Origin of the sequence: Actinoplanes nipponensis (genome assembly GCF_016862275.1) — a bacterium.
Lineage (GTDB): Bacteria > Actinomycetota > Actinomycetes > Mycobacteriales > Micromonosporaceae > Actinoplanes > Actinoplanes nipponensis.
In genome coordinates this window covers 160,240-183,862 of sequence record NZ_BOMQ01000011.1, presented here as the reverse complement: position 1 = coordinate 183,862, position 23,623 = coordinate 160,240, and the positions used below count along the sequence as shown (strand labels likewise).

19 protein-coding genes are annotated in these 23,623 nt (G+C 74.4%); 9 read left to right on the top strand and 10 right to left on the bottom strand.

Going from position 1 to position 23,623, the window contains the following annotated elements; all coding sequences use genetic code 11:
- Window positions 1–164 precede the first annotated feature (164 nt).
- Window positions 165–1,559: an FG-GAP repeat domain-containing protein gene (locus Ani05nite_RS05050; RefSeq protein WP_203765568.1), complete on the top strand. Its 1,395-nt coding sequence runs from the start codon at window positions 165–167 to the stop codon at window positions 1,557–1,559.
- Window positions 1,560–1,650: 91 nt separating this feature from the next.
- On the opposite strand, the gene Ani05nite_RS05045 is transcribed toward Ani05nite_RS05050, so the two are convergent.
- The 4 genes from Ani05nite_RS05045 to Ani05nite_RS05030 all read right to left on the bottom strand — a co-directional run bounded on the left by Ani05nite_RS05045 (window position 1,651) and on the right by Ani05nite_RS05030 (window position 6,073).
- A complete protein-coding gene (locus Ani05nite_RS05045) occupies window positions 1,651–2,448 on the bottom strand; it encodes a hypothetical protein (RefSeq protein WP_203765567.1) in 798 nt (265 codons plus the stop codon).
- The gene (locus tag Ani05nite_RS05040; protein ID WP_203765566.1) at window positions 2,445–3,674 is read right to left on the bottom strand and encodes an ABC transporter ATP-binding protein; all 1,230 of its coding nucleotides are present in this window, start codon (window positions 3,672–3,674) and stop codon (window positions 2,445–2,447) included. Before Ani05nite_RS05040 ends, Ani05nite_RS05045 begins: the two co-directional genes overlap by 4 nt.
- Window positions 3,675–3,800: 126 nt before the next feature.
- Window positions 3,801–5,237 (bottom strand): glycosyltransferase, encoded by a 1,437-nt coding sequence (locus Ani05nite_RS40825; RefSeq protein ID WP_239129295.1) that lies wholly within the window; start codon window positions 5,235–5,237, stop codon window positions 3,801–3,803.
- An 83-nt stretch (window positions 5,238–5,320) separates the two neighbouring features.
- Window positions 5,321–6,073: a hypothetical protein gene (locus tag Ani05nite_RS05030; protein WP_203765565.1), complete on the bottom strand. Its 753-nt coding sequence runs from the start codon at window positions 6,071–6,073 to the stop codon at window positions 5,321–5,323.
- Window positions 6,074–6,167: 94 nt separating this feature from the next.
- Between Ani05nite_RS05030 and Ani05nite_RS05025 the strand changes: the two genes are divergently transcribed.
- A complete protein-coding gene (locus tag Ani05nite_RS05025) occupies window positions 6,168–6,704 on the top strand; it encodes a hypothetical protein (RefSeq protein ID WP_203765563.1) in 537 nt (178 codons plus the stop codon).
- Between the two features lie 7 nt (window positions 6,705–6,711).
- Here Ani05nite_RS05025 and Ani05nite_RS05020 read toward each other — a convergent pair whose 3' ends face one another.
- Both Ani05nite_RS05020 and Ani05nite_RS05015 read right to left on the bottom strand, forming a co-directional pair.
- Entirely contained in the window at window positions 6,712–7,929 is a 1,218-nt protein-coding gene (locus Ani05nite_RS05020) for a hydroxymethylglutaryl-CoA reductase (RefSeq protein WP_203765561.1), read from the bottom strand.
- An 85-nt stretch (window positions 7,930–8,014) separates the two neighbouring features.
- The gene (locus Ani05nite_RS05015; protein WP_203765559.1) at window positions 8,015–11,362 is read right to left on the bottom strand and encodes a TIR domain-containing protein; all 3,348 of its coding nucleotides are present in this window, start codon (window positions 11,360–11,362) and stop codon (window positions 8,015–8,017) included.
- 145 nt (window positions 11,363–11,507) lie between these two features.
- Between Ani05nite_RS05015 and Ani05nite_RS05010 the strand changes: the two genes are divergently transcribed.
- Window positions 11,508–12,719: an acyl-CoA dehydrogenase family protein gene (locus tag Ani05nite_RS05010; protein ID WP_203765557.1), complete on the top strand. Its 1,212-nt coding sequence runs from the start codon at window positions 11,508–11,510 to the stop codon at window positions 12,717–12,719.
- Between the two features lie 6 nt (window positions 12,720–12,725).
- On the opposite strand, the gene Ani05nite_RS05005 is transcribed toward Ani05nite_RS05010, so the two are convergent.
- A complete protein-coding gene (locus Ani05nite_RS05005; protein ID WP_203765555.1) occupies window positions 12,726–13,571 on the bottom strand; it encodes a transporter substrate-binding domain-containing protein in 846 nt (281 codons plus the stop codon).
- 112 nt (window positions 13,572–13,683) lie between these two features.
- On the opposite strand from Ani05nite_RS05005, the gene Ani05nite_RS05000 reads away from it, so the two are divergent.
- Window positions 13,684–15,258, top strand: coding sequence for a methyl-accepting chemotaxis protein (locus tag Ani05nite_RS05000; protein ID WP_203765553.1), 1,575 nt, complete (start codon window positions 13,684–13,686; stop codon window positions 15,256–15,258).
- 81 nt (window positions 15,259–15,339) lie between these two features.
- Window positions 15,340–16,434, top strand: a complete 1,095-nt coding sequence (locus Ani05nite_RS04995; protein WP_203765551.1) for a GGDEF domain-containing protein — start codon at window positions 15,340–15,342, stop codon at window positions 16,432–16,434.
- A 7-nt stretch (window positions 16,435–16,441) separates the two neighbouring features.
- Here the strand turns inward: Ani05nite_RS04995 and Ani05nite_RS04990 are convergent, their stop codons facing one another.
- Window positions 16,442–16,999 (bottom strand): hypothetical protein, encoded by a 558-nt coding sequence (locus Ani05nite_RS04990; protein ID WP_203765549.1) that lies wholly within the window; start codon window positions 16,997–16,999, stop codon window positions 16,442–16,444.
- 47 nt (window positions 17,000–17,046) lie between these two features.
- Here Ani05nite_RS04990 and Ani05nite_RS04985 point away from each other — a divergent pair, with 47 nt between their 5' ends.
- Window positions 17,047–17,721 (top strand): response regulator transcription factor, encoded by a 675-nt coding sequence (locus Ani05nite_RS04985; RefSeq protein ID WP_203765587.1) that lies wholly within the window; start codon window positions 17,047–17,049, stop codon window positions 17,719–17,721.
- 1 nt (window position 17,722) lies between these two features.
- On the opposite strand, the gene Ani05nite_RS04980 is transcribed toward Ani05nite_RS04985, so the two are convergent.
- On the bottom strand, window positions 17,723–19,075 hold the full coding sequence (locus Ani05nite_RS04980; protein WP_203765547.1) for a sensor histidine kinase: 1,353 nt from the start codon (window positions 19,073–19,075) through the stop codon (window positions 17,723–17,725).
- 399 nt (window positions 19,076–19,474) lie between these two features.
- On the opposite strand from Ani05nite_RS04980, the gene Ani05nite_RS04975 reads away from it, so the two are divergent.
- From Ani05nite_RS04975 to Ani05nite_RS04965, 3 genes are all read left to right on the top strand, one after another.
- On the top strand, window positions 19,475–21,508 hold the full coding sequence (locus Ani05nite_RS04975; RefSeq protein WP_203765545.1) for a M4 family metallopeptidase: 2,034 nt from the start codon (window positions 19,475–19,477) through the stop codon (window positions 21,506–21,508).
- Between the two features lie 80 nt (window positions 21,509–21,588).
- Window positions 21,589–22,125 carry a hypothetical protein gene (locus Ani05nite_RS04970; RefSeq protein ID WP_203765543.1) on the top strand — a complete coding sequence of 179 codons (537 nt, stop codon included), beginning with the start codon at window positions 21,589–21,591 and terminating at the stop codon, window positions 22,123–22,125.
- Window positions 22,126–22,165: 40 nt separating this feature from the next.
- On the top strand, window positions 22,166–23,131 hold the full coding sequence (locus Ani05nite_RS04965; protein ID WP_203765542.1) for an NAD-dependent epimerase/dehydratase family protein: 966 nt from the start codon (window positions 22,166–22,168) through the stop codon (window positions 23,129–23,131).
- 2 nt (window positions 23,132–23,133) lie between these two features.
- Here the strand turns inward: Ani05nite_RS04965 and Ani05nite_RS04960 are convergent, their stop codons facing one another.
- Window positions 23,134–23,544, bottom strand: coding sequence for a DUF2750 domain-containing protein (locus tag Ani05nite_RS04960; protein ID WP_203765541.1), 411 nt, complete (start codon window positions 23,542–23,544; stop codon window positions 23,134–23,136).
- Between the last annotated feature and the right edge of the window lie 79 nt (window positions 23,545–23,623).

Below are 23,623 nucleotides of genomic sequence, written 5' to 3'. Positions count from 1 at the left end.
GTACGCCAACAACATCGTCCGCGACGACGGCGTGCCCTACAACTCCAGCCGGCAGATCGGCGCCGGCTGGAACGCCTTCGACCGCGTCATCGCCTGATCCCCCCACTCCTGCGCCCGCCGGCCCCCAGGCCGGCGGGCGCAGCCCCACCGTGAAGGAACCCACGATGAAGGCACGCACGAGGCTGATACCCCTCGGCACCGCCCTGAGCATCCTGGCCGCACTGGCCGGCGCGGTCGCCGCAGCCGGCCCCGCCGCCGCCGCGACGACGGAGCCTTGCGACCCGCACGGCAGCACCAGCACGGACGCCCGGATCGCCCGTGAGCTGAACTCCCGGCTCACCGGACCGATGGACAACGCCATGAACGCCTACCGGGTGTCCTGCGCCCGGGTGATCGCCGCCGCCGTCAAGAAGCGCGGACTGAGCCTGCGGGCCGCGCAGATCGCCGTCACCACGACCGTCGTGGAGTCGACGGTCCGCAACCTGACCTACGGCGACCGCGACAGCATCGGCCTCTACCAGCAGCGGCCGTCGCAGGGCTGGGGCACGGTCGCTCAGATCATGGATCCCGGGTACGCCACGGGGAAGTTCCTCGACAAGATGCTCAGGGTCGACGCTGACACCTGGGCGACCGACCCGATCGGCAAGGTCTGCCAGGACGTGCAGGTGTCCGCCACCCCGCAGGCGTACGACAACGCCACCGGCGACGGGGTGGCGATCGCGAACGCGGTCTGGAACGCGTCGCCCACCCAGGGCAACGGGCAGAGCGTCACCGGTGACGACTTCGCCGACGTGGTGGCGACCAAGCCGGACGGCTCCCTGTGGCTGTACGCCAACAACATCGGCCGCGACGACGGCGTGCCGTACAGCGCCGGCCGGCAGATCGGCGCGGGCTGGAACGCCATCAATCGGCTCGTCGCCGCGGACGTGACCGGTGACGGCTACACGGATCTGGTGGCGACCAAGCCCGACGGCTCCCTGTGGCTGTACGCCAACAACATCGTCCGCGACAACGGCACGCCGTTCAACGCCGGCCAGCAGATCGGCGCGGGCTGGAACGCCTTCGACCGGCTGGTCGCCGCGGACGTGACCGGTGACGGCTACACCGACCTGGTGGCGACCAAGCCCGACGGCTCGCTCTGGCTCTACGGCAACAACATCGTCCGCGACAACGGCACACCGTTCAACGCCGGCCGGCAGATCGGCGCCGGCTGGAACACCGTCAACCGGATCACCGGCGCCGACGTCACCGGAGACGGCTACACCGACCTGGTGGCCACCAAACCGGACGGCTCGCTCTGGCTCTACGGCAACAACATCGTCCGCGACGACGGCGTGCCCTACAACTCCAGCAGGCAGATCGGCGCCGGCTGGAACACCGTCAACCGGATCACCGGCACGGATGTGACCGGAGACGGCTTCGCCGACCTGGTGGCGACCAAGCCGGACGGCTCGCTGTGGCTGTACGCCAACAACATCGTCCGGGACGACGGCGTGCCCTTCAACTCCAGCCGGCAGATCGGGGCCGGTTGGAACGCCTTCGACCGGATCACCGCCTGACCCTCCTCCGCCGGGAGAGCACCCGCCGGCCGATCAGCGCCGGCGGGTGGGCCGGGCGGTTTTCCCCGGGCGGACTCCCTGCCACGAAAGCTCACAGGTCTCGCCGGCCGCTGCGGCGCACGGCCAGGGCGAGCAGGGCGGCGGTCGCGACGAGGGCGACCCCGATCGGCCGCCAGAAGTCACCCGCGCCGGCGTCGGTGACCAGCGCGGCGGGCGCGGTGAGCAGCTGGGTCGGCAACCAGTCGCCGACGGGTCCCACCAGGCCCACGACCGGGAGCACGACCAGCAGGACGGCCAGCGAGACCCCGGCGGTGGCCAGGGTGCTGCGGCCCGTCGTCGACGCCGCGGCCACCACGGCGAGCGCGAACGTCAGGAACACCGCCTCCAGCCCGACGCCCAGCAGGACCCGCCCGGCCGGGAGCGGACCGAGCAGGATCGTGGTCTCCAGCCAGGCCGCCGCGGTGCCGAGCGCGTACGCCGCGATCGCCACCGTCACGGTCGCGACGAACCGGGGCCAGATGAGGGCGAACGGCCCGGCGGCGTGGGTGCGGTAGAAGGTGGCCAGGCCCCGGTGCGCGTCGAACGTCAGGACGCCCGCGGCCACGACGATCAGCACGATCATGCCGGTCTGGCTGCCCTGGCCGACGTAGTTGACGATGCCGTCGGCCGGCTTCGGCGCGGGGGCCACGATGGTCACCCCGGCGGACGACAGCCCGACGAGCTGGGCCATGTACCGCGCCAGCAGCGGGCCGGCGAAACCGAAGAAGGCGTACGTCGCGACGAGGGCGAGGCCCCGACCGGACCGGGTCATCCGCAGCCACTCCAGCCGCCACGGCGACATGGGCCGGTCGCGTCGGGTGCGCCGCGCCGGGAGGGTGTCGGTGGTCATCGCCGGGCCTCCTGTCCGCCGGGCCCGGTCAGGGCCAGGAAGGCGCTCTCCAGGTCGGCCGCCACCGGCTCGCACGAGACCAGGCCCGCGCGGCAGGACGCCACGACCTCGGGGATGCCGTACTCGCCGTGCCGGACCGTGTCGGCCTCGACGCGGATCCGGGCCCCGTCGAGCACGTCGACCCGGCGGACCCAGGACCGGCCACGCAGCTTGGCGACGACCTCGTCGACGGGCCCGGTCAGCCGGAGCAGCCACCGCGGGTCGAGGTGCTCCTCCACGAGGCTGCGGGTCGGGCCCTGGAACAGCAGCCGGCCGGCCCGCAGCACGCCGACGACGTCGGCGACCCGCTGGACGTCGGCCAGGATGTGGCTGGAGAAGATCACCGTGCGGCGCCCGCGCATGCCGGCGACGAGGTCGAGCATCTCGGCCCGGCCGGCCGGGTCGAGAGCCGAGGTGGGCTCGTCGAGCAGCAGCACCCGGGGATCGCCGACGAGGGCCACGGCCAGCCCGAGCCGCTGCGTCATGCCCCGGGAGAAGCCGCCCACCCGCCGGCCGGCCACTTCGGCGAGGCCGGCGTCGGCCAGCGCGCGCCGGACGGCGTCCGGGCCCCGGCCGGGGGCCACGTAACTGCGGGCGAAGTCCACCACCTCGAAGGCGGTGAGCCAAGGGTCGAACTCGGGGACGTCGGGACACACCGCCAGCGCGGTGGCGGGCACGTCGAGGCGTACCGAGCCGCTGTCGGCGCGACGCAGTCCGGTGAGGATGGACAACAGCGTGCTCTTGCCGGCGCCGTTGGGACCGACCAGCCCGTACACCGCGCCGCGGGGGACGGCGAGATTCACATCGAACAGACCGGCACCGCCGCCGTAGTCGCGCGTCAGGCCGCGGGTGGAGACCGCCACCGCGGTGGCGGGGTCCGGCGCCGCCGCCACGACCGGCGCGGCGACCGGGGGCGGCCGGCTCTCCTCCGGGGGTGCGACGGGCGTGGCCGCCGCGACCGGCGGGGCCGGCACATCGCCGCGGGCCAGCAGCAGGTAGGCGATCGCTCCCCAGGGCATGCTCACCAGCATGATCGCGGCCCACAGCCATTTCGGCAGGTACGGCGCCGAGGGCGCGCACGCCAGGCGGACCAGGCTGTAGGCGACCAGGCCCAGCACGACCAGGGCCAGCGGCAGGAGCGCCAGCATGGTCCGGCCGTCCGGCAGGCCGACATCGACGTCCGCCATGGGGGCAGCACCTCCGTCCACACCGTACCCACCGCCCACCATCGGCCGGGGCCCGCGCCGCCGGCCAGAGCCGAAGGACCCGCGGGTCCGGGCCGGACGCCACCGCGGCCCCTCCCGGCAGCGGGCTCAGCGCGCCGCCGGGCCGACCGGGGCCAGGGCGCCGAAGACCTCGGCGTAGCGCAGCAGGTGCAGGTCGCCGACGAAGTTGGCGCGGACGTAGTCGTGCGCCGCGGCCCCCAGGCGGGCGCGCTCCTCCGGGTGGTCGAGCAGGTGCCGCACGGTCGCGCCGAACGCGGCCAGGTCCGTCGGGTCGTCGAGCAGGACCCCCGTCCCGGCGGCGATCTGGTCGGTGATGCCGCCCACCGCGGACCCGACCACGGGCCGCCCCTTCCACATCGCCTCGGCCACGGTGAGCCCGAAACCCTCCGCCAGGCTCTTCTGCGTCACCACGCTCGCGTGCCGCTGCAGGGCGTTGACCATGGTGGCGTTCTCGTCGGTGTCGTCGAGGGGCAGGGTCACCAGCAGCGTGCGGGCCCGGGCCGCGGGTGGCAGCGCCCGCCACTGCAGCAGGCAGTCGGCGTAGACGGTGGCGCCCTCCGGGTCGTCGGCCACGTTGGTCACCGCGGGACCGACCAGCGCCAGATACCGGGGGCGGTGGTCGGCCACGTGGTCGGCGAAGCCGCGCATCACCCCGGTCATGTCCTTGAGGCGGTCCCAGCGGGAGACCTGGACGACCAACTCGTCGTCCGGGCCGGGCAGGCCGTCCGCGACGACCGCGGCCGGCCGGACGACCTCGCCGACGGTGCCGTCCCGCCGGCCGAACCGGGCGGGCGGGCCGGCGGGCGGCACGTCGAGCACGCCGATGGTCGCCAGGACCGTGCGGACCGTGTCGGCGTCGAGGTCCGCGTTCTTGGTGGAGAACGGGTCGATCGACGGCGGTACCACCCACACCCGCCCCGGATCCAGCCAGTCGGGGGCGTACGCCCGCCGGCTGAACACCCAGCCGTGGGCCGCGCTCAGGAACGGCCGCAGGAACTCCCAGGCGGCCTCCGTGACGCCGGTCTGCCGGTCGGCGCCGATGTGGCAGCGCCACACCACGGTGGCGCCGGCCTCGGCGAGCGGCGCGGCCAGCCCGGCCGTCTGCGGATCGTGCAGCAGCGCGATGTCGCCCGGCCGCACGTGGTCGAGCAGCTCCACGGCGTTCGCGGTCAGCACGTGCGTGTAGTGATGGGCGGCCGCGGCGTCCAGGCCGGCCGGGTCGCCGTGGCCGTGCACCGCGTTGTGCAGGCGCTTGGTGATCGAGAAGAAGTCGGCGTCGCCGTGGATGACGAGCCAGCGGATCGCGATGCCGAGGTCCTCGACGTAGCCGACCAGGCCCTGCAGCATCTCCGCCACGCCGCCGCCCACGGCGGTGGAATTCACGTTCCAGATGGTCCGGCCGGCGAACCGGCGCCGGAAGCCGTCCGCGGTCGTGCGCAGGCGGGCGTAGCGCTCGGCCTCGATGACGGTCTCCAGACGCGACACCGGGCGGCGGCTGGAGGGTACGACATGCACCAGCACCATGGGTACTGTCTACCGGAGCCGCGGCCCATCGGCATCCCGTGATCCGCCGAGCTGCCCGGTTCGGCGCAAAAGGACACCCGACCCTAGTCCGGCAGACGTACCCCGAAGCCGAACACGGTCGGCGCGGCCAGGCAGAAGACCGCGAGCAGCACGGACGCCAGCACGCTCAGCACCGCCGTCTGCCGCGCGGCCGAATCCGGCACCGTACCGGCCGCGACCAGCCCGGCCCCCCACGGCAGCGACCACCACAACGCGAACTGCCCGAACGCCGTGACGCTCGTGTAGTACCAGTGCGCGCACAGCAGCGCCGGCACCACGACCGCGACCACCACGCCGGCGACGACACCGCCGGCGACCTGCCACCGCAGCGGCCGCTGCCGGCCCCGGCCGGTGCGGTACAGCAGCACGCTCACCACCACCACGGCGACCGCCACGACCGCCAGCACCGCCGCCAGCAGCGATCCGGCGGCGGCCCGCTGGTGGCTGGCGCCGTCCGCGCCGGCGAAGTTCCACCAGTCCCGCCGGGCGACCACGGCGATGCCGGCGGCCTGCAGGCCAGCCAGGGCGGCGACCACCGCCACGGCCCGCGCGGCCGCCGGCCGGACGGCGGCGACGACACCGGCGACGGCCAGCGCCGCGATCAGCGCGGGCAACATCGACGGGTACGGCGTCTGCCAGGGCAGGCCGAGCCGGAAGCCGGGGTACCGATCGGGGTAGTCACTCCAGCTCGCGGGCAGGGCGAGCAGGACTCCCATGGCGCCCGCCAGCCCGGCCAGCACCCCGCCGCACACCCGGGCCGGCACGACCCGGACGGCCGTCGGCCGCGGCGACAACACGACATCACGGTTCACGAGATGATCAACGAGCCGGCCGGGCGATCGGCACCGTGGCGCGCGGGTGCCGGTGCGCCGGCGGGCATATCGTCCCCTGATGGCGTACGACCGCGAGGCGGAGAGCCGCAAGCTGATCGCCGGGGGCCTGCCGGCCCGGCCGGTGTCGCTGAGCCGCCGGCGGCGCTTCGCGCCGCTGGCCGTGGACGTCGACGGCGATATCGCCGCCGCCCGGTTCGTGCGCCGGGGAGTCTCCTGCTACTGGGACGAGACCCACATTCTGGTGTACGACGGACAGGCCGGCTGGCGCTACACGGGCGGCGGCGGCTCGAGCGCCGGTGAACGGTGGTCGGCCGAGGCCTTCCTGCGGGACCGGGCCGACCTGGCGCCGGCCGGGATCGAGGCGACGGGCGGCTCGTCCGTCCGGGACCACGCGCACCGGCCGGCCTGGATCCGCACCGCCGAGTTGCTCGTCGGCGGGGCCGTGACGACGGTCGTGGTCGACGGCCGCCGCCGGCTGGTCGTGCCCGGCCACGGCCGCCTGGTGGTGGTCTGGTCCGCGCGCCAGCCGCCGATCGTCTCCGCCCGCGACCCGGCGGACCGCGAGCTGTCCCGCACGCGCCCGCCCGGGAGGTGACCGTCCGCTATCCGGCGCCGGGCCGGTTGCGGCCGAGCCGCTCGTGGGCGGACACCCAGTCGCCGTGGACCACCGCCGCGGCCAGCGAGATCTCGCCGGCCAGCACGGTCGCGGCGCAGATCTCGGCGAGCTTGCGGGCGTGGCCCGGGCCGGCGCAGCCCAGCAGCGCGAGGCATTCGCGCTGGGTCGGCAGGGCGGTCCCGCCGCCGCAGGTGGCCACGATCAGGGCGGGCAGCGTCACGGACCAGTAGTAGTCGCCGGAGTCCAGCAGCTGGGTGTAGGTCAGGGAGGCGTGCGACTCGGCGACGTTGGCGGCGTCCTGCCCGGTGGCGATGAACAGCGCGGCCAGCCCGTTGGCGGCATGGGCCCCGTTGCCGGCCGCGCCCGCCAGCAGCGTGCCGGTCGCGGCGGCCTGCCGCCAGCGGAACAGCTCGGCGGTGTCGACACCCATGGCCGCACGCAGGGCCGTACGCGACAGCACCGCCTCCGCCACGACCCGGCGGCCGCGGGTGAGCAGCGTGTTGATGTGCGAGTGCTTCTTGTCCGTGTCGATGTTGCCCGACAGCAGGTACGCCGGCCGGGCGGGATGGTGCGCCGCGATCCACTCGCAGGCCGCGGCGGTCGCCCGACTGGTCATGTTCTGCCCCGCGGCGTCGCCGGTGGTGAAGTTCAGCCGCAGGTAGCGCAGCGGCCCGACCTGGAACTGGTCGATGTCCCGCAGGCGGGCGTGGTGGCTCGTGCCGTCCGCCACCCGTTTGATCTCACCGAACCGTCCGGTGACCCAGGCGCCGAAGTCGCGCGCCGCCGCGGCGGTGGCGAACGAGAAGACCGGCCCGCGCTGCATCGACTCCTCGACGATCGTCGTGGTGACGCCGCCGCACCCGGTCAGCAGCCGCATCCCGCGGCTGTAGCTGGCGACCAGCGCGCCCTCGGTGGTCGCCAGCGGCACGATGAAGTCGCCGCGGGCGTGCTCGCCGTGGATGCGCAGCGGCCCGGCCACGCCGATCGGGACCTGGGCGACGCCGATGAAGTTCTCCACGTTGCCGCGGGCCAGGGCCGGGTCGAACGGCGCGCCCGCGACGCCGGAGAGGTCGGCGCCGGTCAGCCCGGTGAGCATGGCACGGCGCCGGTCCGCCATGGCCGGGGTGTAGTCGTCCTCCCGGTCGCGGGGGATGCGGACACCGGCCGCGCCGTCGGTCGCGGCGGCGGAACTCGTTCCCGACACATCGATCACCCCCAGGCCATGCTCGCCCGCCGGGCCGGGCGCCGCGAAGGGGCCGAAGGACCGCACCCGGTCGCCATTGGCCTCGTCAACAGGTGGACCGGTACGGCAGCTCGGGGACGTAGCGGCTCCACTCCTCGGCGTTGAGCCCGCGCCCGCTGACCGCGCAGGCGTGCCTGACCGGGTCGGCGGACAGCTCCTCCGGCACCGTGGTGTCCCAGAGCGTCACGGTCTTGCTCGGGGCGTTGAAGGTGCCGCCGGCCGCCACGGTGCGCCCGTCGGGGCTCAGCGCGACGCTGTAGGTCTGCAGGCCGGGTTTCTTGATCGTGGCGAACCGGACCGGGGTGCCGGGTTCGGCGATGTCCCACAGCATCAGGGCGTTGTCCAGGCTGGCGGTGGCCAGGCCGCGCCCGTCCGGGGTGAACGCCACCCAGAGCACCTGGTTGGTGTGTCCGGTCAGGATCGCGATCCGGCTGGGCTGGGCCGGGTCGGCGACGTCCCACAGCATCGCCGCTCCCCCGGCGTTGTCGGTGCCGGCCGCCAGGGTGCGCCCGTCCGGGCTGAAGGCGAGCGCCCCGGCGTTGTAGCTGGACCCGTCCGTGAGGGGGATCGACGTGAGCCGCGCCGGGGCGGACCGGTCGGTCAGGTCCCACATCGAGATGTTGTAGCCCTCGCCGACGGCCATGAGGCGCCCGTCCGGGCTGAACGCGACAGCCGTCACGATCTCGCGCAGGGCGAGCGTGGCGAGCAGCGCGGGCCGCTGCCGGTCGGCGAGGTCCCACAGCGTCGTCTTGCCCTCGCCGTGGCCGATGGCCAGGGTGCGCCCGTCCGGGCTCAAGGTCAGCGCGTACACGGGGCCGCCGTCCTCGGTGATGACGGCCAGGGGCGCGGCGTCGGCCGGCCGGGTCGGGTCCAGCACGGTCACCGCCCGGTCCGCGCCCAGGACGGCCAGGGTGCGGCCGTCGCGGCTGAGGGTCATGCCGTCGACCTTGCTGCTGTGCAACGGCAGCGGGTCGCGCCGGGACGGGCCGGCCGGTCCGGTCAGGTCCCACCGCACCGCCGTGCCCGTCCGGCCGGCGGCGATCAGCGAGCGGCCGTCCGGTCCGAAGTCCAGGCCCACGATCCGGCCGGGCCACGGCCCGGGCAGGTCGGCGACCGCCTCCCGGGCGAACCGGCCCCGGGGGTTCCAGAGCGTGGCCGTGCGGCGGTCGCCGGCGGTGGTCAGCGTCCGCCCGTCCGGGCTGAAGGCCATCGACCGCACGGGACCGCCCCGGGAGGTCAGGGTGGCCACGAGCGTCGGCAGCCACGCCAGCCGGTCGCTCTCGGCGCTGACGCTCCACAACGCCGTGGTCCCGTCGGTGTCGCCGAGGGCCAGCGTGTTCCCGTCCGGGCTGAAGGCCATCGCGCTGAGATGGGCCACGCCGGAGCCGGCGAGCTGCGAGAAACCCTGCCGCGGCTCGGCGGGGTCGGTCAGGTCCCAGAGCCACACGTAGTCGCCGGGTCCCTCGACGGCCACCACGGGCAGCTTCGGGTTGAACTCGATGGCCGCGTCGGGCTGGTTGTCGCCGAACAGCAGGGCGAGCGTGGCGCCCCGCACCGGGTGGGCCGGGTCGGCCAGGTCCCAGACGGTGACGGACTCACCGCTGGTGACGCCGATCCGTCCGTCCGGGCTGAACTTCAGGTGGTGCGCCGCCGGCAGCGTGGCCAGCACGGCCGGCGCCGGCCCGGCGACGTTCCACAGGGTGGTGTCCTTGTCGCGGTTGCCCGTGGCGACGGTGTGCCCGTCCGGGCTGAACGTCACCGACACGATCCCGGCGGCGTCGGGCAGCGTTGCCGTCCGTACCGGCCGGGCCGGGTCCGTCACGTCCCAGAGCACCGCCTCCGAGCGCCCGTCGAAGACGGCCAGGGTCCGTCCGTCCGGGGCCGCCGCCAGCGTCCGGTCCGCGGTCCCGGCGGCCGGCAGCGAGCCGAGCCGGACCGGCGCGGCCGGGTCCGCGACGTTCCACAGCGCCACCGTCCCGCCGGCGCCGGCGGTCGCGACCACCGTCCCGGCGAGCGGCGCCACGTCGGTCACGTCGGCCAGGACGCCGGCGTAGTGCGTCGCCATCGCGAGGTGGCTGAGCTGGTCGCGGGTCTGCGCGTCGGAGTGCAGGCGCTCCGCGGCCACGCCGAGCATCAGGGCCTTCCTCGGGTCGTCCTCGATCATCGCGCGGGCCCGCCCCAGCAGCCGCCGGCCGGCCACGACGCGCTGCTGCAACGCCGTCTCCTCGCGCTGGCGGCGGGCCTCCTCGGCCGCCTCGCGGGCGAGCTTCTCCTGCTTCAACCGCTCCTGGTTGGCCTGCCGGGCCAGCTCGCGGTGGTGCTCGGCGAGCTTCTGCTGCTGCTTGGCCCGCGCCGTGGCCCGGTCGGCCAGCTCCTGCTGTCGCCGGGCGTTGGCCAGCTGCCGCTCGGCGTTGGCCTTCTGCCGCTTCGCCTCCTCGGTGGCTCCCCGGGCCGCCGCCTGCTGCTGCTCGGCGTTGGCCTTCTGCCGCTCGGCATTGGCCCGGTACCGCTCGGCGTCGGCCTGCTCCCGCTTCGCTTCGGCGGCGGCGTCCTCGGCCAGCGCCTGCTGTTGCCGGGCGAGCTGCGCCTGGTGCCGGGTCTCGGCCGCCGCGTCGCGCGCCCGGTCCTCCTGCACCCGGGCGTTCTCCTGCTGGCGTTGCGACTCCTCGGTGGCACGCTGGGCGGTGCCGCGCTGCTCCGTCGCCACCCGTTGCTGCAGCCGGGCCTCCGACGCCGCGGCGTTGGCCCGGTCGGCGTTGCGCGTGGCGACCACCCCGGTCAGCGAGGCGACCAGGCTCAACAGCACCAGCAGGGCCACCGCCACCGCGGACAACCGCCGGGCCCGCCGGTGGTGGCGGACGTCCTCGCCCTCCAGGTCGTCCTTGCTGACCCCGTGCATGGGCGCGGCGAGCTGCGCGATGGCGTCGCGGAACCGGGCGTGCTGCAGGCTCAGGTGGACGTCCCGCCGGGCCCACCGCAGGTCCAGGTAGAGCGGCTCCTCGGTGAACACGCCGCGCAGGGCCGCCGGCACCGCGGTGGAGTCGGCGGTGAAGTCCCGGGCGCCGGGATCCCAGCGCCATTCGCCGTCGGTCACCACCGGCAGGATGTGGTCCGGTGACTTGGTGGCCACCCAGTGCTCGATCTCCCGGTTCACCCACGGTGAGCGGGCCGCCTCCGGCGAGGCCAGCAGCACGAAGTGGCGCGAGCCGTCCAGCGCCTCCTGGATGGAGCTCCACAGCGCCGGCGTCACCGCCAGCCCGGTCTGGTCCCGGAAGATCCACAGCGCCCGGCGGCGGTGCCACGGCTTCGCCAGCCGGTGCAGACCCCGCTGGACGGCGGGGGCGAGCCGCCCGTCGGCGGCATGGCTGTAGGAGATGAAACCATCGAACGGCATGAATGTCCCCGCGGTCGGCTGGATCGGCGGGGAACGATTCTCCCCAACACCGGCCGACCGGTAAAGCCGAGGCTTGCGGGCGTACCTGCGGGTCCGTAATGTTACCGGCCGGTAGATCCCGTCGACGACCGGAGGCCTGGCCGCCATGGAGTTCTGGCTCGACCTGAACGAGGAGCAGCGCGACCTCCGGGAGTGGGTGCACGGCTTCGCCGAGGGGGTCGTCCGCCCGGCCGCCGCCGAGTGGGACGAGCGCGAGGAGACGCCCTGGCCGGTGATCCAGGAGGCGGCGAAGATCGGCCTCTACGGATTCGAGTTCCTGGCCAACACGTGGTCCGACCCGACCGGCCTGTCCCTGCCACTGGCCAACGAGGAGCTGTTCTGGGGCGACGCCGGGATCGGCATGGCGATCTCCGGCACCGCGCTCGCGGTCGCCGCCATCTACGGCTCCGGCACCCCGGAACAGCTCGTCGAATGGGTTCCGCAGTGCTTCGGCGACGCCGCCGACCCGAAGGTCGGCGCGTTCTGCACCACCGAGCCGGAGGCCGGCTCGGACGTGGCGGCGATGCGCACCCGGGCCCGCTACGACCAGGCCAAGGACGAGTGGGTCCTCACCGGACAGAAGGCGTACGCCACCAACGGCGGCATCGCCGAGGTGCACGTGGTCACCGCCTCGGTCGACCCCGAGCTCGGCGCGCGCGGCCAGGCCGCCTTCGTCGTCCCGCCCGGCACCCCGGGCCTGGCCGGCACCAGGAAGCTGCGGAAGCTCGGCCTGCGGGCCTCGCACACCGCGGACATCTTCCTCGACGAGGTACGGGTGCCCGGCAGCTGCCTGCTCGGCGGCAAGGAGGCGCTCGACGAGCGGCTGGCCCGGGCCCGCTCGGGACAGCGCGCCAGCCGCCAGGCCGCCATGCGCACGTTCGAGCTGTCCCGCCCGGCCGTCGGCGCCCAGGCCATCGGCATCGCCCGCGCCGCCTACGAGTACGCCCTGGAGTACGCCCGGACCCGGGTCCAGTTCGGCCGGCCGATCATCGAGAACCAGGCGATCGCGTTCGCCCTGGCCGACATGCGGACCGAGATCGACGCCGCCCGGCTGCTGGTCTGGCGGGCCGCCTGGATGGGCCGCAACGACCGGCCGTTCACCGCCGGCGAGGGCTCCATGTCGAAGCTGAAGGCCGGCGAGGTGGCCGTCGCGACCACCGAGAAGGCGGTGCAGATCCTCGGCGGGGCCGGCTACCTGCGCGACCACCCGGTCGAGCGGATGTACCGCGACGCCAAGATCTACACCATCTTCGAGGGCACCTCCGAGATCCAGCGGCTGGTCATCTCCCGGGCCATCTCGGGCATGCCGATCCGCTGAGCCGGCTCAGGCGCCGCCGTTGATGGCGCCGGTCCGCAGCGCGCCCTCCTTGACCTTCCACTTGGCCAGCAGCGCGTCGTAGGAACCGTCGTTGATGATCGAGTACAGCGCCGCCTGGACGGCGTGGGTCAGGGCCACCCGGTCCTTGGCGACGCCGATGCCGTACGGGATCGCCTCGATCTGCGGCCCGGAGAGCTCGAGGCCGGCCAGCTTCTCCACGTCGAGCGCGGCGATCGGGAAGTCGTTCAGGGCGGCCTGCGCCCGGCCCTCGCTGACGATCTTGGAGGGGGTGTCCGACAGGACGACCGTCAGGCCCTTTCCGCGGCATTCCTTGCGCTGCGCCTCGGCCATCTCGACGAACACGGTGTCGGGCTGGGCGGCGACCTTGCGCCCGCACAGCCCGGCCATCCCGCCGATGTCCCCGGTGCCCTTGGGGACGACGATCGACGTGCCGGCGTTGAGGTAGTTGACGAAGTCGGCCTTCTTCTGCCGTTCGGCGCGATCGAACATCGACGAGATCGAAATGTCGATCTTGTGACCCTGCACCTGGTCGAGCAGCTCGCCGAAGCCGACGCTGCGCCACTGCACAGTGAGCCCCAGCCGGCCGGCGACGGCCTCGGCGATGCCGACGTCGAGGCCGGCGAAGGTGGTGCCCTGCATGAACGTCATCGGCTCGAACGTGGGGTCGGTCCCGGCGATCAGCACCCCCGCCTGCCTGATCGATTCGGGCAGCGCGGCCCGGGCCTCCGCCAGCCGGTCCACCGGCCGGCCGGCCTCGGCGGTGTCGTCCGCGCAACCGGCGGCGCCCGCCAGGGTCACCACGACGCTGAGCAACAGCGGAACGAGCCTCATCAGAACCTCCCGGGACGCTTACCGCCCTGTTCGGCGTCCGGACGGTACGACTGAGCCGGAAAACGGCGCTTTCCACCGAACTTTCTGGATAGCCTGCGGTGAGGGAGGGCCCGTGACGTTCACCATTCGGCGCCAGATCGCCGGCCTCGCGGTGGCCGGATTCGTGCTGGTCATCGCGGCCGGGGCGATCGGGTACCGCGGCACCTCGGCCAGCGCCGGCCAGCAGGCGATCGCCCGGAACTCCGCCGCGGCCCTGCAGGCGGTGCAGTCCGCCGACCTGGCCCGGGCGCTGTTCCGGGGCAACGTGCTGGCCGCCCTGGTCACCAACAACGCCACCGAACGCCAGACCGTCCTCGACCGCCTCGGCGACAACGTGGCGCAGGCCCGGGCCGGCATCGACGACGTGATCCGTTACGTCCCGCAGCTGCGGCCCCAGGCCGACGCGGCCCTGCCGGTGCTGGACCAGCTGATCGCCTCCGGCCAGCGGATGGTGACGCTGGCCAGCCGGGTCGCGTCGGACCCGACCCGGGCCGGGGCGCTGGCGGCGCGGCCGGCCTACGACGCGGTCGACGCCAAGACGGCCCAGGCGCTGGACGCGCTCAAGGCCGCCATCACGCAGCGGGTCCGGGAGTCCTACGACGAGGCGCACGCCGTCGCCACCCGGGCGAAGCTGCTCACCCTGGTCACCGGCGTGCTGGCGGCCCTGGTGCTGGGCGGCGCGGCCCTGCTGCTGGCCCGCCGGATCGCCCGCCGGATGGACCACTGCCTGGCCGCGGCGCGCTCCGTGGTGGCCTACGACCTGACCGTCGACGCGTCGCTGCCCGGCAGCGACGAGCTGGCCCAGCTCGGCGCCAGCCTGAACGCGATCGTCGGCTCCCTGCGGGCGGCGCTGCTCGACATCGGCGGCAACGCCGGCTCGGTGGCCGCGGCGTCGGAGGAGCTGACCGCGACCAGCCGGCAGCTGGCCCAGGGCGCGGCGACGGCATCGGCGGAGGCGGCCGCGGCCAACGCCGACATCGCCATGGTGACCTCCAGCGTCGACCGGACCACGACGGCGGCCCGGGGGCTGGAGAGCTCGATCCAGGACATCACCTCGGCCGTGACCGAGGCCGACACGGTGGCCAAGGAGGCGGTGGGGCTGGCCGCCACCACCAACCGCACCATCGACCGCCTCCGCAGCTCGAGCGAGGAGGTCTCGGCGGTGGTCAGCATCATCACGGCCATCGCGGAACAGACCAACCTGCTGGCGCTGAACGCCACCATCGAGGCCGCCCGGGCCGGGGAGCAGGGCAAGGGCTTCGCCGTGGTGGCCGGCGAGGTCAAGGACCTGTCGCGGGAGACGGCCGCCGCCACCGGCGACATCGCGGCCAAGGTGACGGCCATGCAGAGCGACACCGCGCAGGCGTTCGAGGCGATCACCCGGATCAGCGCGGTGATCGGCCGGATCGACGAGCTGCAGCGCTCGATCTCCACCGCGGTGGAGGCCCAGACCGGCTCGACCCACCAGATCGTGGACAGCATCGCCTCGGCGGTGACGTCGGCGACGGGGGTGTCCGACTCGATCGCCCGGGTGGCGGGCACCACGACCCTGACCCACGAGGCCGCCACCCAGACCGAGGCGGCCGCCGTGGAGCTGTCCCAGCTGTCCCAGCAACTGCGCACGGTCTCGGACAAGTTCCGCCGCTGATTCCCCGCAGTGTGCTCAGGTCCGGCGGCCGGCCGTCGATCGGGTCGTGGACCGGTGGGCAGGGCGGGGCAGGAGATCACCTTGAGTTCGGAAAGAGCGGTGGTCGACGCGGCGCTGCGGCGCCGCCGGCGCGCCATCGAGGGCGGCGCCATGGCCGCACGCGGCGTCGGGATCGTGAGCCTCACGGTCTACGCCGCCGGGGTCTGGCACGCCACGGCCTCGCCCGAGCGGACCTCCGCGCTGACGACCTGCGGGCTGGCCACCGCCCTGATGATCCTGGCCACCGCGCTGTCGGTACGCAACTTCAGGAACCCGGCCGCGCGGGGTTTCGGCCGGCTGAGCGCGACCCAGGTGGCGCTCGACACGCTGGTGATCATCGCGTCGGCGCTGCAGCTCGAGGGCTACCAGGACACGGTGGCCTGGCCCGTCCTGGCCGTGCCGATCCTGACCGCGGCCGTCCGGCACCAACTGCCCGGGGCGTTGACGGTCTGGCTGGTCACCTCGGGCAGTTACGTGGTCGCCGTGACGGCCGGCGCTGTTCCCGCCCGTCCCGCCGGTGTCCCCTTCGCGGTCAGCGTGCATCTGATGATCGCGCTGATCTCCGGCACCCAGGCGACGTCGTACCTGCGGCAGTTCCACGACCTGCAGGCGGCCCGTCGCGCCCTGTTGGAGCGGGTCCGCCACGACGATCTGACCGGCCTGCTCAACCGCTCCGGCCTGGAGGAGGAAGCGGCGCGGCACGGCGGCCGGGCGATGGCCGTGCTCCTGATCGATCTGAACGGCTTCAAGTCGGTCAACGACACCCTGGGACACGCCGCCGGGGACCAGGTCCTGCAGGAGGTGGCCGGGCGGCTCTCCGCGGAGCTGCGCCCGGGTGACGTCGCCGGGCGCCTGGGCGGTGACGAGTTCGTCGTCGTGCTCGCCGGCACCGGCGCCCGCGAGGCCGGGGACGTCGCCGCCCGGCTCGCCGACGCCGTCTCCCGGCCGGTCCGGATCGGCGATCGAACGGTGCAGGTGGGCGCGAGCATCGGCGCGTCGGCGCGACCGGCGGACAGCGACCGGGCCTTTCCCGCGTTGATCGCCGAAGCGGACGCGGCCATGTACGAGCACAAGGCCGGCCACGCGATCACCGCCGGCCGCCGCTCCCCCGTGACGTCGTCGTCCGCGCCGCCCTGAGCCGGGCTCAGCCGCCGAACTCCTCGACGATCTGCGCCCCCGGGCCGGCGTTCCAGTACACCGTGACGACCGAGGCGTGCGAGGGACCGGCGAGCCGCACGACGACCAGCGTGTTGCTGCGCCGGGTCGCGCTGGCCACGTAGCCCGGCACGGGGTCGGTGTCGATCACGTCGACCCGGGTCGGCGAGTAGGCGACGATCACGTCGCCGCCCTCGGCGTTGACCCGGTACCGCGGGCGGCGGTCGGGCGGTGACGGCGACGGGCTGGGCGAGGGGGTGGCCGTCGCCGGCCGCGACGGCGCCGGACGGCGGGTCGCCGGGGTGGACGGCGTCCGGGTGGGCCGCGCCGACGTGCGGCTGGGCGCCGGGCGGGACGGCGCGGGCGCGGGCGTGACGTCGGCCAGGCCGAACCGGACCTCGGTGTAGCGGCGGTTGACGTCGATCGCCACCGGGGCCTCGTCGGTGATCGCGGGCGCGATGCCGATCCGTACGCCCAGCCACGAGACGGTCACGGCGGCCACCGCCGCGGTCAGCCACGCGACGACGAATCTCCAGCTCTGGCCCATGACTACAGCCCGCCTCCGGTGCTCGATAGATTGTGACCATGGCCCGCGTGCTGGTGATCGAGGACGACCCGGACATCCGCGACGCCGTCGAGGTGTTGCTGTCGATGAGCGGGCACGTCGTGCGGCTGTGCGCGGCCGCGCTCGACGGGCTCCGGGTGCTGGCGAGCTGGCCGCCCGACGTGGTGGTCCTGGACCTCAACCTGCCCGACCTGGACGGGGCGACGGTGCTGCGCCGCATCCGGGCCGCATCCGCGGTGCCGGTCGTCGTGGCCACCGCCCGGGGCGCCGAGAGCGAGATGATCCGGCTGCTGCGCGCGGGGGCGGACGACTACGTGGTGAAGCCGTACTCCGCCGAGCAGCTGGAGGCGCGGATCGCCGCGGTGCTGCGCCGCGGGGCCGGCTCCGTCGCCGCCACGCTGACCCTGGGCGGCCTCGAGCTCGATCCCCAGGCGCGGGTCGCCTCGCTCGACGGCGTGCCCCTGCAGCTCGCCCGGCTGGAGTTCGACCTGCTGGCGTACCTGATGCAGCGGCCGGGCAAGGTGGTCGCCCGGCGGCAGGTGCTCGACGACGTCTGGGGCGCGGAGGCGCGCTCGCTGGAGACCGTCGACGTCCACGTGACGTGGCTGCGCCGCAAGCTGGGCGAGCGGGCCGCGGCGCCGCGCTACCTGCACACCGTACGGGGAGTGGGCATCCGGCTGTCCGCGCCGGGGGACGCCGGCTGAGCTAGGGCCGGGCATGGGCACCGCCCAGCCGTTGCCAGAGCCGGGGGCGCGCCGACGCCGGCGGCGCGTCGTCGCCGGCCAGCCCCAGGGTCAGCATCACGCGCGCGCCGCCCAGCTCCCCGCGGCCCAGGGTGAGCCGGCCACCGGTGTCGGCGGCGAGGCGGCGGGCGATGTCCAGGCCCAGCCCGGTGGACTCGGCGCCGGTGGCGCCGCGGGACACGGCCGCCTCGGGGTCGTCGATGCCGGGGCCGGCGTCGTCGACCACCACCGCCGCCCAGCCCTCGCCCCGCTCGACCGTCACCCGGCAGCCGGCCGTCTCCGGGGTGTGGTGGAAGACGTTGCCGAGCAGCACGTCCAGCGCCTCGGCGACCACCGAGAAGGCGGCCGGGACGGTGATGCCGGTGGGCGGGGGCTCGGCCTGCCACGGCCGGCCCTGGTCCTCGGCGAGCGCGCCCCAGAACGTCGTCCGGTCGGCCACGACGGCGCCCAGGTCGCAGCGCAGCCGCGGCCGCGCCGCCAGGGGCCGGGCGGCCTCCACGATCACGGCGTTGATCTCGTTCTCCAGCCGGTCGACCACCCGCAGCTGGCGCTCGCGGTCGGTGCCGGCCGGCAGCGCCTCGGTGTTCAGCCGCAGCGCCGTCAGCGGGGCGCGGAGCCGGTGCGACAGGTTCGCCGCCAGGGCGCGCTCGGTGGCCAGCAGCTCGGCGAAGCGGTCGGCGAGCAGGTTGAGCGCGCCGCCGACGTCCTCGATCTCCCGGGGACCGCTCGGCCGGACCCGGGCGTGCAGGCGGCCCGCGCCCAGGTCGGCGGCGGTCCGGGCGAGGTCCCGGCTGGCCCGCACCACCCGGGCGGCGAGCCGGTCGGCCAGCAACGTCGAGACCCCGACCAGGACGATCGCCTCGCCGATCAGCACCAGCCAGGCGAGGCCGACGCCCGCCCGCAGCGAGGTCGCCGGCACGTACACCTCGATGACCGCGATGAGCCCCTGGGGCAGGGCCACCGGGCGCAGGTAGGCCCGGCCGCCGGCCACCTCCACCGTGCCGGCGCTCTGCTGCTGGCGTACGTGGATGACGGCGGCGCTGTCGACGCGCGAGGTGCCCACCGTGCCCAGGGTCGGCAGGTGGGCGGCGAGCCGTTGCTGCTGGCCGGCCTCCGTGCTCATGATCGAGGCCAGCACGAGGTCACGGTCGGTGGCGACCACCACCACGGCCGACAGGCCGAGGGCCTGCCGCTCCGCCTCGCGCAGCGCCCGGTCCTGGGCCGCGGTGTGCACGAGCAGCGCCAGCGGGATGACGAAGGCCAGCGCCACCAGCGTCGTCACCGCGAGGGCGACGCGAACGTAACTGCGTCTCATGCCAGGAGCACCGCCGGTCGAATGATCAAGTGCCGACCATAGCGGCCGGGGACGGCGCGCGCCCACCACGGACCTGTGATTGTCGGCCCCGGAACCTTAAGGGCGCCGGAAGAACAGCTCTCGAAGCGATAACGGCGCAAAATGCGTCCTGGTGACGACGCGGGCACTCATCGTCGACAGAAAACGACGGCGCGATAAAGCTTGCCGAAAGGGCTCCGTAAGACACTCAGCCGCAGCCTTATCCAGGGTTAAGCATTTCTTAAGCACATTGACGGCGGTTTTTATCCGCCCAAGACTGGCGGCGCTCGGCAGACGAGCGGATTCCCTCACTTCGCGACGGCGGGACGACCGGGCACGACCCGGGCATCGGCGCCGCGAGTCATCGTGCAAGGAGCACCCTTGAAGCACAAAGTCGCGCTGGCGACCGGCATAGCGGCCGTCACCGTAGCGGGGTCCATCGCCCTCACCATGCCGCAGGGCAACGCGGCCACCACTTCGCGGACCGCGGCGGGCGCCCGGCCCGCCGCCCCGGTGCCGACGACCGTCGCCGCCTCGCGGGCCACGACCTCGGCGTCGGCGCTGGTGGCCAAGAAGCCGAAGCTCTTCTTCAAGAGCGCCCACGACGAGCTGGTCAAGCGTCAGGTCGTGAGCCAGAACGGCCTGCAGTACGTGGCGTACGAGCGCACCTACCGGGGCCTGCCCGTGCAGGGCGGCGACGCGGTGGTGGTCACCGACACCTCCGGCACGGTGCTCGGCAACTACGTGGCGCAGGACCAGGCCCTGACGGTCGGCACGGCGGCGAAGATCTCGGCCGGCGCCGCGGCGAAGGTGGCCCGCAAGCAGCTGACCACGGTGCGCTCGACCAGCAAGCCCACGCTGAAGGTGGTCGCCCAGGGCGCCGGCGTGCTGGCCTACGAGGTCGTGGTCGGCGGCGCCAAGCGGACCAAGCAGGGTACGGCGCCCAGCAACCTGCACGTGTTCGTGGACGCCGCCACCGGCAAGGTGCTCGACGACCTGACCCGCGACGACGTGGTCGACGCCACCGGCCGGGGCGCGTACTACGGCACCGTCACCATCGGCACGCAGGGCTCGGGCAGCAGCTTCACCATGAGCGACCCGGCCCGCCCCGGCCTGCAGTGCGGCGGCCAGAACGGCGCCGCGTTCACCAACACGACCGACACCTGGGGCACCGGCGTCTCGACCGACCTGGTCACGGGCTGCGTGGACGCCATGTACGTGGTCGCGCAGGAATGGAACATGCTGCGGGACTGGCTGGGCCGCAACGGCATCGACGGCAACGGCCGCGCCTTCCCGATCCGGCAGGGCCTGGCCGACGTCAACGCCTTCTGGAACGGCTCGCGCGTCGAGATCGGCCACTCCTCCGACAACCGGCGGCTGCTCAACAGCATCGACGTGCTCGGCCACGAGTTCGGCCACGCGATCAACCAGTTCACCCCCGGCGGCTCCAGCGGCGGCAACGAGGCCGGCGGCCTGAACGAGTCCACCGGCGACATCTTCGGCGCGCTGACCGAGTTCTACGCCCGCAACCCCAACGACCCGGGCGACTACACCACCGGCGAGCTGGCCAACCTCACCGGCAACGGGCCGATCCGCAACATGGCCGACCCGTCGCGGCTGGGCGACCCGAACTGCTTCTCCAGCAGCATCCCCTCCACCGAGGTGCACGCCGCCGCCGGCCCGCAGAACCACTGGTTCTACCTGCTGGCCGAGGGTTCCCGGCCCACCAACGGCCAGCCGACCAGCCCGACCTGCAACAACAGCTCGGTGACGGGCGTCGGCATCGAGAAGGCCGGCAAGATCTACATGGCTACGCTGATGCGCAAGACCAGCGGCTGGACCCACGTCAAGGCCCGGGCGGCCTCGGTCGCCGCCGCCGCGCAGCTGTTCGGCAACGGCGCCGAGTGCGCCACCGTCAAGGCCGCCTGGAACGCCGTCAGCGTCCCGGCCGGCGCCGGCGAGCCCGCCTGCACCGGCGGGGGCACCCCGACCACCGCGCCCACGGCGACCACCAGCCCGACGCCCACCAGGACGCCGACCGCCACCCCGACGGCCACCCCGTCCGGCACGCCCACGGCGACCCCGACCGGGTCCCCCGCCGGCGACTGCCAGGCCGGCTTCTCCTCGCACGACAGCGGCGCGGTGGCCGCCGGCCGGACCGTCGTCACCGACTCGTTCACCGCCGGCGGCGGCCGCCACAGCGCCTGCCTGGCCGGACCCACCGGCACCGACTTCGACCTGTACCTCGACAAGAACGTCGGCGGGCGGTGGACCAGCGTGGCCCGCTCCACCGGCGAGACGTCCCGGGAGGCCATCGCCTACACCGGCACGGCGGGCACCTACCGGTACCGCGTCGTGTCCTACGCCGGCTCGGGCACCGCCGTCCTCGGCTGGAACACGCCCGCGGGAAGCTGATCATTGCGCCGGATCCGGGGTGGCGTGCGCGCCACCCCGGATCCCCCTGATGGCAGAGTGACGACAATGAGGAACCCACGGTGCGACAGCCCCCCACGTTCGTAGTCCTGGCCGCCGCCCTGCTCGTCTGCGGCGCCACCGGTTGCAGCGACACCGCTGAGCCGTCCAGCCCTCCCCCGGTCTCGGCGCCGGGCTCCGCGCCCGCCGGCTCCGCGCCCGCCACCTCCGTACCCTCCTCCCCCGCGCCCGTCCCCTCCGGGACCGGGACCACCACGGCCGCCGCGGCGAAGGTCTTCCCGCTCATCGTCACCCGCCGCGGGGGCTTCGCCGGCGTCGACGACCGCGCCTCGATCACGGCCGACGGCTCGGTGGTCGTGACGATGCAGGGCCGGCCGCCGGTCCGGTCCTCGCTGCCGGCCGCCACCATGGCCGAGCTCCGCCGGCTGCTGACCGCGCCCGACCTCACCGGCCCGGCGTCGCCGGCGGTATGCAACGACGGCTTCGAGTATGAGTTCGTCGGCCCTTCGGTGAACGCGAAGGTGCAGGACTGCGGGGCCTCGCACGGGGCCACAATGGACGCGATGCTGGCCGTCGCCGCACGGTTGTTCCAGGGATGAGGCGGCGCGTGGCCGGAGCAGCCCGAGCCGAGGAGCGACAATGCGGGTCACCATCACCGGCGCCGCCGGATTCATCGGACGGGCCCTGGCCGGGCGGCTGCGCGAGCGCGGCCACACGGTCACCGGGGTGGACCTGCACGCCGACCCCGCGGCCGGGGTGGTCGCCGGCGACATCGGCCAGGACGGCGCCTGGCAGGACACCGTCGCCGGGGCCGACCTGGTCGTGCACGCCGCGGCGGTGGTCTCCAACGCCGTCGGCCTGCGCGAGCAGTGGCGGATCAACGTCGCCGGCACCCGCCGGGTGGTCGACGCCGCCGCCCGCGGCAAGGTCTCCCGGCTGGTGCACCTGTCCTCGATCCGGGCGTTCTCCGACCTCGGCTTCCCCGACGGGGTGACCGAGGAGCGGCCGGTGCGCCCGGACGGCAACCCGTACGTCGACACCAAGATCGCAGGCGAGCAGGTGGTGCTGCAGGCCCACGCCGCCGGGCAGGTCGAGGTCACCGTCGTGCGGCCCGGCGACGTCTACGGGCCGGGCTCGCGGCCCTGGACGGTGCTGCCCGTCCAGCTGATCAGGAGGAACCTGTTCCTGCTGCCGGCCCGCGGCGCCGGGATCTTCAGCCCGGTCCACGTCGACGACCTCGTCGACGGCCTGGTGCTGGCGGCCGAGCGCCCCGAGGCCGCCGGCCAGGTGTTCACGCTGGCCGGCGGCGTCGGCGTGCCGTGCCGGGAGTTCTTCGGCCACTACTACCGCATGCTGGGCAAACGCGGACCGCTGTGCGCCCCCACCGGAGTCGCGGTGGCGCTCGCCGCCGCGGCGGCCGGGGCCGCCGCGCTCGCCGGCGCGACGACCGAGATCAACGCCACCTCGATGCGGTACTTCACCCGCACCGGCACCTACTCGATCGACAAGGCCGGGCGCCTGCTCGGCTACCGGCCCGCCGTCGGCCTCGCCGAGGGCATGGCCGGCACCGAGCGGTGGCTACGCGCCCAGCACCTGGTGCCCTGAGATCACCTCGGCCGGTCGCCGTTGCGCCGCAGGGCGGCCGTCAGCCGGGAGCCGAACTCGGCGAGCGGCAGGACGGCCGCGCTGCGCTCCTCGACCGGGAAGATCGCGATGTCGGCGTCGTCCTCCCGCAGCTGCGGCAGCCACTCGGCCAGGAACACCTCGGCCGGGATCCGGATGGCGTGCTCGCCATCGACCTCGCCCTCGTTCTCCAGCCGGGCCACGGTCGCGTGCGGCCAGATCGGCAGCAGGGTGCGGCGCCGGGCGTCCTCGGTGAACAGGATCTCGTCCTCGTCGCCCCAGACCCACAGCGCGCCCCGGGCGGCGATGACCTCGAACGTCCCGGCCACCCGGGCCGCGTCGTCCAGCCCGCGAAGTCGTTCCGCCTCGCGACGCGAGATGTCATCCGGTGCCACGGGACCTCCGACTGGGCGATCGTCTGCTTTCCGGGACGATGCTATCGGTCCCCCGAGCGCCCGCCGGAGGCCCCGTGGC